The 12,270-nt window shown below is 73.3% G+C and carries 12 protein-coding genes and 1 pseudogene; 2 read left to right on the top strand and 11 right to left on the bottom strand.

What is annotated here, in order from left to right:
* From MPTA5024_RS42445 to MPTA5024_RS22030, 6 genes and pseudogenes are all read right to left on the bottom strand, one after another.
* A pseudogene (locus tag MPTA5024_RS42445) lies at nucleotides 1-305 on the bottom strand (rod shape-determining protein MreD); the annotation flags it as partial.
* Complete coding sequence (mreC, locus tag MPTA5024_RS22050; protein ID WP_036327553.1) at nucleotides 302-1,087, bottom strand: rod shape-determining protein MreC; 786 nt, start codon at nucleotides 1,085-1,087, stop codon at nucleotides 302-304. The gene mreC and the pseudogene MPTA5024_RS42445, both read right to left, overlap by 4 nt.
* Nucleotides 1,084-2,121: a rod shape-determining protein gene (locus tag MPTA5024_RS22045; protein WP_036327550.1), complete on the bottom strand. Its 1,038-nt coding sequence runs from the start codon at nucleotides 2,119-2,121 to the stop codon at nucleotides 1,084-1,086. The genes mreC and MPTA5024_RS22045 overlap by 4 nt, the downstream gene beginning before the upstream one ends.
* Nucleotides 2,122-2,202: 81 nt before the next feature.
* Nucleotides 2,203-3,261, bottom strand: a complete 1,059-nt coding sequence (locus tag MPTA5024_RS22040) for a hypothetical protein (protein ID WP_051458504.1) — start codon at nucleotides 3,259-3,261, stop codon at nucleotides 2,203-2,205.
* A 62-nt stretch (nucleotides 3,262-3,323) separates the two neighbouring features.
* Complete coding sequence (speB, locus tag MPTA5024_RS22035) at nucleotides 3,324-4,337, bottom strand: agmatinase (protein ID WP_036327547.1); 1,014 nt, start codon at nucleotides 4,335-4,337, stop codon at nucleotides 3,324-3,326.
* Between the two features lie 67 nt (nucleotides 4,338-4,404).
* Complete coding sequence (locus MPTA5024_RS22030; RefSeq protein WP_036327545.1) at nucleotides 4,405-5,613, bottom strand: cysteine desulfurase-like protein; 1,209 nt, start codon at nucleotides 5,611-5,613, stop codon at nucleotides 4,405-4,407.
* 109 nt (nucleotides 5,614-5,722) lie between these two features.
* Here MPTA5024_RS22030 and MPTA5024_RS22025 point away from each other — a divergent pair, with 109 nt between their 5' ends.
* Nucleotides 5,723-6,469, top strand: a complete 747-nt coding sequence (locus MPTA5024_RS22025; RefSeq protein WP_036329029.1) for an SDR family NAD(P)-dependent oxidoreductase — start codon at nucleotides 5,723-5,725, stop codon at nucleotides 6,467-6,469.
* On the opposite strand, the gene MPTA5024_RS22020 is transcribed toward MPTA5024_RS22025, so the two are convergent.
* From MPTA5024_RS22020 to MPTA5024_RS22005, 5 genes are all read right to left on the bottom strand, one after another.
* On the bottom strand, nucleotides 6,454-8,037 hold the full coding sequence (locus tag MPTA5024_RS22020; RefSeq protein WP_036327543.1) for a PH domain-containing protein: 1,584 nt from the start codon (nucleotides 8,035-8,037) through the stop codon (nucleotides 6,454-6,456). The two genes, MPTA5024_RS22025 and MPTA5024_RS22020, sit on opposite strands and share 16 nt — an antisense overlap.
* The gene (locus MPTA5024_RS22015; RefSeq protein ID WP_036327540.1) at nucleotides 8,034-8,525 is read right to left on the bottom strand and encodes a PH domain-containing protein; all 492 of its coding nucleotides are present in this window, start codon (nucleotides 8,523-8,525) and stop codon (nucleotides 8,034-8,036) included. The genes MPTA5024_RS22020 and MPTA5024_RS22015 overlap by 4 nt, the downstream gene beginning before the upstream one ends.
* Before the next feature lie 144 nt (nucleotides 8,526-8,669).
* Nucleotides 8,670-8,813: a hypothetical protein gene (locus tag MPTA5024_RS41155; protein WP_157099644.1), complete on the bottom strand. Its 144-nt coding sequence runs from the start codon at nucleotides 8,811-8,813 to the stop codon at nucleotides 8,670-8,672.
* 195 nt (nucleotides 8,814-9,008) lie between these two features.
* Complete coding sequence (locus tag MPTA5024_RS22010; RefSeq protein WP_198167324.1) at nucleotides 9,009-10,448, bottom strand: MFS transporter; 1,440 nt, start codon at nucleotides 10,446-10,448, stop codon at nucleotides 9,009-9,011.
* Nucleotides 10,449-10,558: 110 nt separating this feature from the next.
* Nucleotides 10,559-10,996, bottom strand: coding sequence for an ATP-binding protein (locus MPTA5024_RS22005; RefSeq protein WP_036327538.1), 438 nt, complete (start codon nucleotides 10,994-10,996; stop codon nucleotides 10,559-10,561).
* A gap of 239 nt (nucleotides 10,997-11,235) precedes the next feature.
* On the opposite strand from MPTA5024_RS22005, the gene MPTA5024_RS22000 reads away from it, so the two are divergent.
* Entirely contained in the window at nucleotides 11,236-12,213 is a 978-nt protein-coding gene (locus MPTA5024_RS22000) for a Scr1 family TA system antitoxin-like transcriptional regulator (RefSeq protein ID WP_232326592.1), read from the top strand.
* Nucleotides 12,214-12,270: the final 57 nt, after the last annotated feature.

The raw sequence follows: 12,270 nt of genomic DNA, 5'->3' as shown, positions 1-12,270 counted from the left end.
GCCGCGGCCGCCCGCGCAACCGGGCCGGCGTCGTCCGGGACCCGGGCGCACAGCCACCCGGCCAGGCACAGGGCGAGGGCGAGCCGCCCGATCGTGTGGTCCGCGGGCGGCGCGACGTCGGCGGCCAGCCCGGCGGCGAACCCCAGGACGGCCGCCCCCGCCGGGCTCAGCAGCGGCGCGAGCGCGACCACCCCGACGAGCGCCACGGAGGGCCCGCCGCCCGGCAGGTCGAGGGCGTTGACCCCGGCGACCTGCGCTACCGGGGCGAGCAGGACGACGACCGCCGCTGCCAGGGCGCGCCTCATCCGGCCGCACCCGAGGGCGGCTCGGCTCCGTCGGGCACGGCGACCGGGCCTCCCAGCACGACCGTGACCAGGTCGAGGGCGGTGAACCGGGCGAACGGCCGGACCAGGGCGGTCGGCGTCAGCGCGCCGGGCGTCCGCTCCACCGACACGACCGTGCCGATCGGCACGTCCGGCACATATGGCCGCATGTTCTCCGACCCCAGCGTGACCACGCGGTCGCCGGGCCGCACCGCCGCCGTCGCGCTGAGCAGGCTCAGCCGCAGCAGCCCGCGCTCGGGCACGCCCGTGACCAGGCCGACCTCGCGGGAGGTCTCCAGCCGGGCGCCGATCGAGGCGGCCGCGGCCGTGGCGAGCTGGACGGTGGCCGTCGACGGGCCCGCTCGGACGACCCGGCCCACCAGCCCGTCGGCGTCGAACACGGTCATGTCCCCGGTGACGCCCGCACGGGTCCCGGCGTCGATCGTGACCGTCTGGTCCCGGCCGAACGCGATCGCGTGGGCGGGCGCCACCCGGTAGTCGCCGGCCCCGGCCGGCGCCTGCGAGGGACGGCGGGCGGCGAGCAGGGCGGCCCGCAGGCGGGCGTTCTCCCGCTCGACCCCGTCCAGGCGGCGCGGGTCGGCCGCCAGCCGCGTGACCGAGGACACCCCGCTCTCCAGCGAGCCGTACACGGCCGACCCGAGCGCCCGCAGCGGGGGCAGCGTCAGCCAGTGGTCCGCCGCGATGAGCAGCACCGACACGGCGACCAGCAGCGCCGGCACGCGGCGGCCGGAGGCCGTCCTCATCGGCGGTTTTCGGGAAGGAACACGTCCTGCATCTCGTCGAACCGCTCGACGCAGCGGCCGGCGCCGAGGACGACCGACTGGAGCGGCTGGTCGACCAGGTGGATCGGCATGCCGACGGCCTCCCCGAGCCGATCGGCCAGCCCGTCGAGCAGCGCGCCGCCCCCGGTCAGCACGATGCCGTTGTCGATCAGGTCGCCCGCGAGCTCGGCCGGGCACTGGTCGAGGGTAGTCTGCACCGCGTCGACGATCGTCTGGACCTGGTCCTCGATCGCCTCGCGCACCTCGGCCCGGCTGATCGCCGCGGTCTTCGGCAGCCCGGTCACCAGGTCGCGGCCGCGGATCGGGACCGACGTCGCGTCGTCTGCGCCGCCCGGCCGGGCGCTGCCTAACGTGATCTTGATGTGCTCCGCCGTCCGCTCGCCCAAGAGCAGGGCGTGCTCCTTCTTCACGTAGTTGACGATCGCCTCGTCGAGCTCGTCGCCGCCCACCCTGACCGACTTGGCGACGACCACGCCACCGAGCGACACGATCGCGACCTCGGTCGTGCCGCCGCCGATGTCGACGACCATGTTGCCGGTGGTGTCGCCGACGTTGAGCCCCGCGCCGATCGCGGCGGCCATCGGCTCCTCGATGATGTGGACCCGCCGCGCGCCCGCCTCGTACGCGGCCTCCCTGACCGCCCGCTGCTCGACGCTGGTGGTGCCGCTGGGCACGGCGACCACGACGCGAGGCTTGGCGAGGTAGCGGTTCTTGTGCGAAAGCTGGATGAAGTGGCGCAGCATCCGCTCGGCGGCGTCGAGGTCGGCGATCACGCCGTCCTTGAGCGGGCGCATGGTGACGATGTGCGGGGGAGTGCGGCCGATCATCTCCTTGGCCGCCGTGCCGACCGCCACGATCCGGTCCGTGTGCATGTTGATCGCCACCACGGACGGCTCGTCCAGCACCACGCCCTTCTTGCGCACGTACACGAGCGTGTTCGCCGTACCGAGATCGACCGCGATGTCCCGGCCGAGCAATCCCCACGGGAAACCCATCGCCGACCAGCTTTCAGAGAGGGAGAGCACGGCGTGGCCGCTGCCCGGCGCCCGGGGGCCTAAACGGCATCTGCGGATCTTCTAGGCGACGCTGAGGTAGAGGTCCCTCGCCAGCTTCGTCACCCGTGCCGCCGAGTTCGTGAAGGACGCCCCCGAGGGCTGCACGGTGAGCACCACCATGATCAGCCGGTCGCCGATCACGCCAGTAGTGTGGAGCACGGGACGGACGAAATCAACCGGATCGCGCGTGCTGTGGAACGTACCCATCTCGTACGACGCGGTCCCGGTTCGTCCGCAACGCGTCGGCGGGGTCGAGCCGAAACCCGACCAGCCCTGCTTCACGAGCCACGGCCGGGGCACCGCGCGGGGGATGCCGAAGTACTGGTCGAAGCCGTCGCTCGCGCAGTGCCACGCCTGGCGCAGGTTGCCCAGGATGAGGTCGCGGACCCGCGGCTGGGCCCGGTCGAGCAGGTAGCGGTAGACGAGCGCGATGTCGGACGCGCTGATCGCCGTGTAGCCCCAGAAGCCGGGTTTGGCGGCCGGAGGCGGGGCCGTGTCGGCCAGGCCGAGCCGGCGCGCCGTCCGGCGCACGATCTCGCCCTGGCCGCCGCGGTGCCACAGGGTTGTGGCCGCGTCGTCGTCGCTGCCGCGCAGCATCGGCGTGAGCAGGGCCAGGTCCGCCCGTGGGACGGGCCCGCGGTGCCGCTCCAGGTAGTCGAGCGCGATGAGGATCTTGACGACCGAGGCGGAGCGGAAGCGGCGGTGGGCGTCGTGGCGCGCCACCACCCTGCCGGCGCCTCCGGCCGACCGGTCCACGACCACGTAGCCGGCCGTCACGCCGGCCGGCACCCGGACGGGCCGCGGTGAGGCCGGGGCCGCGCGGCCGGCGGCGGTGTGCGTCGGCCGGGCCGCGCGAGGGGTGGACGTGGAGATGGACGTGGAGATGGACGTGCCGGGGGTGGATGTTGCGGAGGGATCGCTCCCGGTCCGCTCGCTCCCGCCGGCCGGGGCGGCCGCCCCACAGCCGGTCGCGAGCAGGACGGCCGCCAGGACGACCGGCAGCAGGGCGTGCAGCGCGCCCGGCCGGACGGCGGCTGCGGGGGCGGGGACGGCCGTGCGGGCCGGGGGCCGGTGTCGCATCACCCTGCAATCCCTACCAGACCACCGCGCTCCGCCCCCGCCGTTCGGTGGAACGGCCGGTCTCAGCGGCCGTCGAGGAGAGGGCGGGACGGGTCCCACCGGGTCCCCTCGGCGGCGTCCTTCCGCCGGCGCGCCATGGCCGACAGCGCCTCCAGGACGACCCGGTTGCCGAGGTAGGCGGTGATGTCCGCGTGGTCGTACGGCGGCGCCACCTCGACGATCTCCACCCCGACCACCGGAAGCTCGTAGCAGGTCCGCCGTACGGCGTCGAGGAGCTGGCGGGCCGACAGTCCGCCGGGCTCCGGCGTGCCCGTGCCCGGCGCGTGGCCGGGGTCGCACACGTCGACGTCGACCGACAGGTAGACGCCCTCGCACTCGTCGAGCGCGATGCCGTACGCCTCGGTGAGGCAGGCGTCGAGACCCCTCGTGACGATCTCGGTCATCTCGTACGAACGCATGCGCTGCCCGGCCATCCAGCCGAGGATGTCCGGGCCCGGCCAGTAGCCCCGCAGCCCGATCTGGAGGAACCGGTCGCCCCGGATCGCGCCCGACTCGATCAGCCGCCGCATCGGCTGTCCGTGGCCGTGCAGGTGGCCGAACTCGATGTCCCCGGTGTCGGCGTGCGCGTCGAAGTGCAGCATCGAGATCCGGCCGAACCCGTGGTGGCGGGCCACGCCGGTCGCGTCCGGGAGCGCCACGGTGTGGTCGCCGCCGAGCACGATCGGCACGGCCCCGGAGGCGGCGATGCGGGCCACGGCCTCCTCGATCGCCCGCAGGCTGCCCTCGATGTCGCCCGCGTACGTCTCGACGTCACCGGCGTCGAGCACCCGCAGGTCGCGCAGGGCGTCCACGCGCAGCGCGAGGCTCGGCCGGTGGCCGTCGTGCGGGAGGTAGCAGGTCTGCCGGATGGCGTTCGGCCCGAACCGCGCCCCCGGACGGTGGGAGGTGCCGCCGTCGAAGGGCGCGCCGAGGATGACCACGTCGGCGCCGGCGAAGCTGTCCGGATCGTCCAGGTCGCAGCGCTCGACGCCGAGGAACGTGATGTCGGGGCCGAACATCTGGCCGTAACGGGTCACTCGGTCTCCTTGGTGCGGGCCGCATATCAGGCATCACATGGTATTCAGCGACAAGTCCGACATTGTGTCAGCGGCGCGGCAGATCCTCCAGCGCATTGAGCAGGCGGTCCACGTCCGAGCGGCTGTTGTAGTGCACGAGCCCGGCCCGTACGGCGGAGCCCTCGTCCCGGATGCCCAGGGCGCGCGTGAGCTCCCACGCGTAGCAGTGCCCGTCCCAGACGTTCACCCGGTTGGCGGCGAGGTGCTCGGCCACCTCCCGAGGAGTGTGCCCGGTAACCGTGAAGTACGCCGTGGCCGTGCGGCGGCGGGGCGACCCGACGAGGTTCACGTGGGGCAGCGACGACAGGCCCTTGAGGAGATAAGCGAGCTCCGCCTGCTCGTACGCCTCCACCGCCGTCATCGAGGCCAGCAGCCTCTCCCGCCGGGTCCCGGTGGCGGCCGGGTCGAGGTCCGCGAGGTGGTCGACGGCCGCCGCGACCCCGGCGAGGTCGGCGAAGGGCGCGGTCCCGGTCTCGAACCGGTCCGGCACCTCCGAGGGCGAGGAGGCGAGCTTGTCGGGCCGCAGCGTCTCCAGCAGGGCGGGCCGCGCGACCACGGCCCCGATGTGCGGGCCCGACCACTTGTAGGCGCTGGTCGCGTAGAAGTCGGCCCCGAGCGCCGCCATGTCGATCGGCCCGTGCGGGGTGGCGTGGACGCCGTCCACGTACGACAGGGCCCCGACGGCCCGGGCGCGCGCCGTGATGCGCGGGACGTCGGGCATGGTCCCCAGGATGTTGCTGGCCGCGGTCACCGCGACCAGCCGGGTCCGCTCGGTGACGAGCTCGTCGTACTGGCCGGCCGGCAGCTCGCCGTCCGGCACCTCGACCTCCGCCCACCGGACCCGCGCCCCGGCGCGCTCGGCCGCCTGCACCCAGGGCCGGACGTTGGCGTCGTGGTCGAGCCGGGAGACCACGATCTCGTCGCCCGGCCCCCAGTCCTTGGCCAGCGCGTACGCGAACCGGTACGTCAGCGTCGTCATGTTGGGCCCGAGGACCACGCCCGCGGGATCGCCGCCCACCAGGTCCGCGACGGCCTCGCGGGCCCGCGTGACGATGGCGTCGGACCGGGCGCTGCCGGGGAAGGCCCCGTGCGTGTTGCCGATGCCGGCGGAGTAGGCGGCGGCGATCGCGTCGATGACCGGCTGGGGCACCTGGGTGCCCGCGGCCGCGTCCAGCCAGGCGTAACCGTCGGACAGGGCGGGATAGAGCGCGCGGACGCGCTCGATGTCGAGGCTCATGCCTCACAGTGTCGTGGGACATTCCGGCCGACGGAAGCCGCATTCTGGACGTTTCGTCCATAGGGCCGCAGACGGAGGGAATGCCGCCGAAACTGCTAGCCTGCGGATGATGAACGGACGAGCGGTACTGGTCACGGGGGCGTCGCGGGGCATCGGGCGGGCGATCGCGCTCGCCTTCGCCGAGCGTGGCGACCGTGTCGCGATCCACCACAGGGACTCCTCCGACCTGGCCGTACGGCTCAGGGACGAACTGCCTGGCGAGGGCCACGCCGTCGTGCGGGCGGACGTGTCCGACCCGGAGCAGGCCCGGCGCATGGCCGACGAGGCGGCCGGCGCGCTGGGCGGCATCGACGTGCTGGTCAACAACGCGGGCGTCTTCCTCCGGCATCCGATCGCCGAGGTCTCCTACGAGGAGTGGCGGGAGGTGTGGCGCAGGACGCTGGACGTCAACCTCGTCGGGCCCGCCAACGTCACCTGGAGCGCCGTCCGGCACATGCGGCCGGGCGGGCGGATCGTCAACGTCTCCTCCCGCGGCGCCTTCCGCGGCGAGCCCGAAAGCCCGGCGTACGCCGCGAGCAAGGCGGGGCTGAACGCCATGGGCCAGTCGCTCGCCGTCGCCCTGGCCCCGCTCGGCATCACGGTCGGCACCGTGGCCCCCGGCTTCGTGGAGACCGACATGACCAACGAGCACCTCAAGCCGCCGCGCGGCGACGAGATCCGTGCGCAGAGCCCCTTCGGCCGGGTGGCCCGGCCGGAGGAGATCGCGGCGGCCGTCCTCTACCTGGCGTCGCCGGAGGCCGAGTGGGCGAGCGGCGCCGTCATCGACCTCAACGGCGCCTCCTACCTGCGCACCTGACCCTCGGCGGCGGGGACGGCGTCCCCGCCGGCCAGGAAGGGGTCGAGCAGCCCGGGCGACCCGGCGGCGGCGATCCGCAGCGCCTCGGCCAGGGCGACGTCCTGCACCCGGTACCCCTGCCGTCCGGCCGCGGTCGTCGCGGTCAGCGTGACCAGCCCGGCACGCCGCTGGAAGAACGAGCGCTCGACGTTCCAGCCGATGATCCCGTCGCACTCCAGCACCACCCGCCGCCGCACCAGCGAGCCCGCACGGCTCACGAGGTAGCCGGACGCGAGCGTGTGCCCCAGGTTGCGGGCCCGGTCGGCGGCCATCAGGGCGGTGAGGGGGAGCAGGGCGACCATCGTCAGGCCCGGCCAGGACGGCAGGTCGGACCAGAGCCAGCAGTACAGCAGCACGGCCGTGACCGCCGCGTGGACGCCGAACGCGCGGGTGAAGCGGCGGCGCACGGCGGCCGAACCATGCGTGGTCAGCGGCACGGTGACCGGCGACGGATCCGCGGCGCCGCGCAGCACGCGGACCGCGACGGCCTCCGCCTCGGCCCTCGGCGCGGGCGGCAGCAGCATGGACCCGCCGCGCTGGGCGCCCTGGCCCACCCGCAGCCCGGTCGTGATCGCGATGAGGCGCGCCCCCCGCACGGCCCGCAGCAGCAGCGGCTCGCTCACCTCCACGCCGCGCAGGCGCCGTTCCTCCACGGTCGTCGCGCGGGTGGTGACGAGGCCGCGGGTGACGTGGAGGGTGCCGCCGCGGTGCCGGGTCAGCCGGAAGTTCCAGAAGGCCAGCAGGTAGCCGATCGTGGAGGCCACCCCCACGAACAGGGCGAGCACGAGCACCACCGTCGCGACGGCCAGCGGCAGCGCCGCCGCGCTCAGCCACCGCCACGTCTCGCGGACCGGCCCGACCTGCCCGAGGTCCACGTTGCCCTCGGAGGCCAGCCGCGACAGGTAGCCGGCGATGACGCCGACCGCGACGAGCCCGGACAGCGTGAACGGCCCGTACTTGATCCACTGGGGACGCAGGACGGCCAGCTCGGTCTCGTCCGCCCCGGGGGCGCCGGCGACGACGGCCGGGACGCCGGTCGCGGCGATGTCCTCGGGCGGGGTGTCGGCGACCGGGCTGCGGTGCAGGAGCTCCACCCGCAGCCGGGCCGCCTCGGCGACGCTGAGCGCGTCGAGCTTGAGCTCGCCTCCGCGCTTGCGGTCGGACATGCCGGTGCCGACTTCAACCCGGGCCAGCCCGAGCACGCGGTGCAGGATGTGCGAGGTCACGTCGACCGTGCGGACCCGGTCGCGGGGGACGGTCACGACCTTCCTGTTCAGCAGGCCCTTGCGGACCTGCACGTGCTCGGCCGTGATCCGGTACGTCGTGGTGAACCAGCGCAGCATGCCGAACAGGACCATGATCCCGACGCCGGCGAGGCTCCACAGGTGGCCCTCGCCGCCGCTGCCCGATCCGGCGAACAGCAGGCCGATCAGGGCCGGGGCGGCCCGGACGACCTCCTGGAACGGGTGGATCACCAGCATCCGCGGGCTCAGCCGCCGCCAGTCGGTCTCGACCGGCGCGGCGGTCACGTGGCGTCACCCGCCGTCGCCTGCGCGTTCGCCGTGAGCTCGGCGACCAGGCGCTGGGCGGTGTTCCGGTCGAGGCCGTCCACCTTGAGCGGCCCGGCCGCGGACGCGGTGGTGACGGTGACGTTGGCGAGCCGGAACAGCTGCTCGAGCGGCCCGCGCCGGCTGTCGACGGTCTGGATCCGGGAGACCGGGGCGATCCGCCACTCCTGCTTGAACCAGCCCGACCGGGTGAAGACGGCCGCCGGGGTCGCCTCCCACCGGTGCACGCGGTAGCGCCACTGCGGCATGACCGCGACGTGCGCGACGGCGGCGACGACGGTGGCCGCCAGGCCGGCGACGTGCACCGGGCGGTCGCCGTCGTCGAGGATCAGCCAGACGACCTGGACGGCGGCGAGGAACAGCCAGCCGAGGGCGGCCCGCGTGGTCCAGTACCAGATCGCGGTACGGCTCACGCGGTTCAACGGGGGGCGGAGGGTTGTGTTGTCCACATATCTAACTCTGCCTGACCGGCGAGATGACCATCCAGTGGTGCCCATCCCGGATGCGACAGGACAAATGTCATGGAGGGGCGGGGAAACGGCCGGGCCGGGAGCGCGTGGCGCCCGGTCCCGGCCGCTCAGATCATGGCGTTCTCATGGCGCAGGGGTGTAATCGCCGGCGCCCGTGTCGTCGCGCCGGGCCTTCTTGGCCTGCTTGGCGCTCCGGGCCTCCTTGATGGCCGTTCTCTTGGCCTTTCCGGTGGACTTCGCCGGCTTCTTCTTCTGTTCTTCAGCCATGATTCCCCCGTATGTACGAAGATGCGCCCTACATGCGCATCTGGGGGGTTGATACCCCTTCGGGGGCGTCCGGCATCCCCGCGCCGCCGCTCGCGCCGGACGAGCGGCGATGCGAGCGGCGATGCGAGCGGCGATGCGAGCGGCGATGCGAGCGGCGGCGGGAGGAGTGCGGACCGGGGCCGGGCGCCCGACGGGTCAGACGGTCTGCGTCTCCTGCGCGCTCAGCGGCTGGGCGATGTCCTCCAGCGACCGCCGCGCGGCCTCGACGCCCATGAACCACTCCACGGCGCCCGCCCCGATCATGAGGGCCGCGCCGAGGACGTATCCCAGCACGACGTTGCCGACCGACTGGCTCTCGACCAGGCGGCCGAACAGGACCGGGCCGATGATGCCGCCGAGGCCCGTGCCCACCGCGTAGAACAGCGCGATGGCCAGCGCCCTCGTCTCCATCGGGAAGATCTCCGACACGGTCAGGTACGCCGAGCTGGCCCCGGCCGAGGCGAAGAAGAACACGACCATCCAGCAGGCCGTGAGCGTCACCGCGTTCAGGACGTGGGCGTCGAACAGGGCCGCCGTGCCGAGCAGCAGCAGGCCCGACAGCGCGTAGCAGCCCGAGATCAGCGCCCGCCTGCCGACGGTGTCGAAGAACCTGCCGAGCAGCACCGGTCCCAGGAAGTTCCCGATCGCGATCGGGATCAGGTACCAGGCGGTGCTGCTGTCCGACACCTTGAAGAACGTCGACAGCACCAGCGCGTACGTGAAGAAGATCGAGTTGTACAGGAACGCCTGGCCGACGAACAGCGCCAGCCCGACCGCGGTGCGCTTCGGGTAGCGGCGCAGCAGCGTGCTCGCGACCTCGGTCAGCGGGGTGTGGTCCCGCTGGGTGATCCTGATCTCGCCCCGGGGCGGCTCGAGGTCGTCGTCCGACTCCTCGCGCACCGTGCGCTCGATGCCCGAGACGATCTCCTCCGCCTCGCGTTCCCTGCCGTGGATGAACAGCCACCGCGGGCTCTCCGGCACGAGCCGCCGCACCAGCAGGATCCCCACGCCGAGGACGGCGCCGAGGCCGAACAGCAGCCGCCAGCCGACGTCGGCGGGGAACACGCTCGTGCTGAGCGCGGGGATCGCGACCACCGCGCCGAGGGCCGTGCCCAGCCAGAACGAGCCGTTGACCACGAGGTCGACCGTGCCGCGCACGCGTGCCGGGATCAGCTCGTCGATCGCCGAGTTGATCGCGGCGTACTCGCCTCCGATGCCCGCGCCGGTGAAGAAGCGGCACAGGAAGAAGTACCAGGCGTCGTGCGAGAACGCCGTGGCCACGGTGGCGGCGAGGTAGAGGGCGAGCGTGACGATGAACAGCTTCTTGCGCCCGAAACGGTCGGTCAGGTGCCCGAAGAAGAGGGCGCCGACGCAGGCGCCGGCCACGTAGACGCCGGCGGCGAGGCCGACCTGGCTTTCGGTCAGCGCGAGACCGCTGCTCTTCTCGGTGATGCGGGGGCCGATGACTCCGACGATCGTGACCTCGAGACCGTCGAGGATCCAGACGGTGCCGAGGCCGATGAGCACCAGCCAGTGCCAGCGAGCCCAGGGGAGCCGATCCAGCCGTGCGGGAATGTCGGTACTAATTTGCGCCATATCGTCCCCTTCTTCGGAAGATATGTCGCCCGACTACCCCGCATCCGGCCGGAAATTCGCGCCTCGCCTCATCGGCGGCCGCGGGCCCCCGCGTGGGCCGCCCCCGGGCGTCAGCGCCCGGGCAGGTCCCGTACGCCGGGGACCCGCGCGGGCACCGGCTCCTGGCCCAGCTCGAACCACACGCACACGCCCGTACGGCTGGCCGACACACCCCACCGGTGGGTGAACAGGTCGACGAGGTGGACCCCGCGCCCGGGCGTGAGGTGCGGGGACGTCCAGCAGCCGCACGCCTGCGTGGACAGCGTCACACGGGCGGAGGCCGGCGTGGCCGCCACGGCGACCGAGTATCCGGGACGGCTCCCGCAGGAGGAGGCGTGGCGCAGGGACTCGGCGACGAGCTCGCCGATCAGCTGGACGGCGTCGTCGCGGCACGGGTGGCCGTCCCCCAGCCGGGCTGCGACGAACCGCCGCGCCGCCCGTGCCTGGGACGGGTCTCCCGAGAAAGGCCGTGAGATCGCGATTCTCCCCGAGAGGTTGAGAATTGTCATCCTGCGATAACTCCCTGTGCACCCGTCCGTGGATGCCGAATCGAGGTCCGTGTCAGACTTCGTTCATCCTGCACTTTGATATTCCGCCGTGCAATACGGCGAATGCAGGATTGCACGGTTCCTTTTCCAAAGGGGGATATCGGCTGATGCGGGGAGGACGGGGCCCGACGGTCCGGCTTCGCCGGCTTTCCGCGGAACTGACTCGTCTGCGCCGGGAGTCGGGGTTCACCCGCGAGGAGGTGTCCCAGCGCCTCGGCATGGCGGCCTCCACGGTGTACCGGATCGAGAGCGGGCACACCCGGCCGCAGAGCCGGACCATGCGCGACCTGCTCGACCTCTACCAGGTGGGCGGCGGCGAGCGGGAGGCCCTGCTGGGGCTGGCCCGCGAGGCCGCCCGGCGCGGCTGGTGGCACGCGTACGACGACGTCCTGCCCGGTCCGTACGTCGGGCTGGAGGCGGAGGCCGCGTCGGTCTGGAACTACGAGCCGCTGCTCGTGCCGGGGCTGCTGGAGACCGAGGCCTACGCCCGGGCCGTCGTCAGCGCCGCGCTGGTCCAGGACCCGGCCGAGATCGAACGGCGGATCGCGGTCCGGATGGAGCGGCAGCGCCGCCTCGCCGGGCCCGACGCCATCGCCTACTGGGCCGTAGTCGACGAGGCCGCGCTCCGGCGTCCCGTCGGCGGCCCGGCCGTCATGGCCGAGCAGTTGCGCAGGCTGCAGGAGGTCGCCGTGCAGCCGAACGTCACCCTCCAGGTGCTCCCGTTCGACGCCGGCGCCTATCTGGGCATGGGCACCCCGCTCGCCGTCCTCGCCTTCCCCCGATCCGGAGGACCCCGGCGTGGTCTTCCTGGAGAACATGGGCGGCGAGCTCTACCTGGAAGACCCCGACGAGGTCCGCGCGTACGTCCAGGTCTTCGATCATCTTCGTGCCGCCGCGCTCGGCCCGGAGAAGTCCATAGAGAAGGTCATTTCTGTCGAGAAGGAGATGTCAGGACGATGAGGGGAACCGAACCGGCGGTCACCGCGGACGGCGCCGTCTGGCGCAAGGCGACCCGCTCGAACACCGTCGGCAACCAGTGCGTCGAGGTCGCGCTGCTGCGCGGCGGCATCGCCGTGCGCGACTCCAAGGACCCAGAAGGCCCCCGGCTCATGTTCAGCCCCGGGGAGTGGGAGGCCTTCATCGACGGCGTCAAGGGCGGCGAGTTCGACCTGTCCTGACCCGCGTGCCGGTACGGCCCGCACGCCGGGGTGCGGGCCGTACCGCCTGTCGGCGCC

Source organism: Microbispora sp. ATCC PTA-5024, from assembly GCF_000511135.2.
GTDB classification, from domain to species: Bacteria; Actinomycetota; Actinomycetes; order Streptosporangiales; family Streptosporangiaceae; genus Microbispora; species Microbispora corallina.
This window is presented reverse-complemented; position numbering and strand designations above follow the sequence as displayed.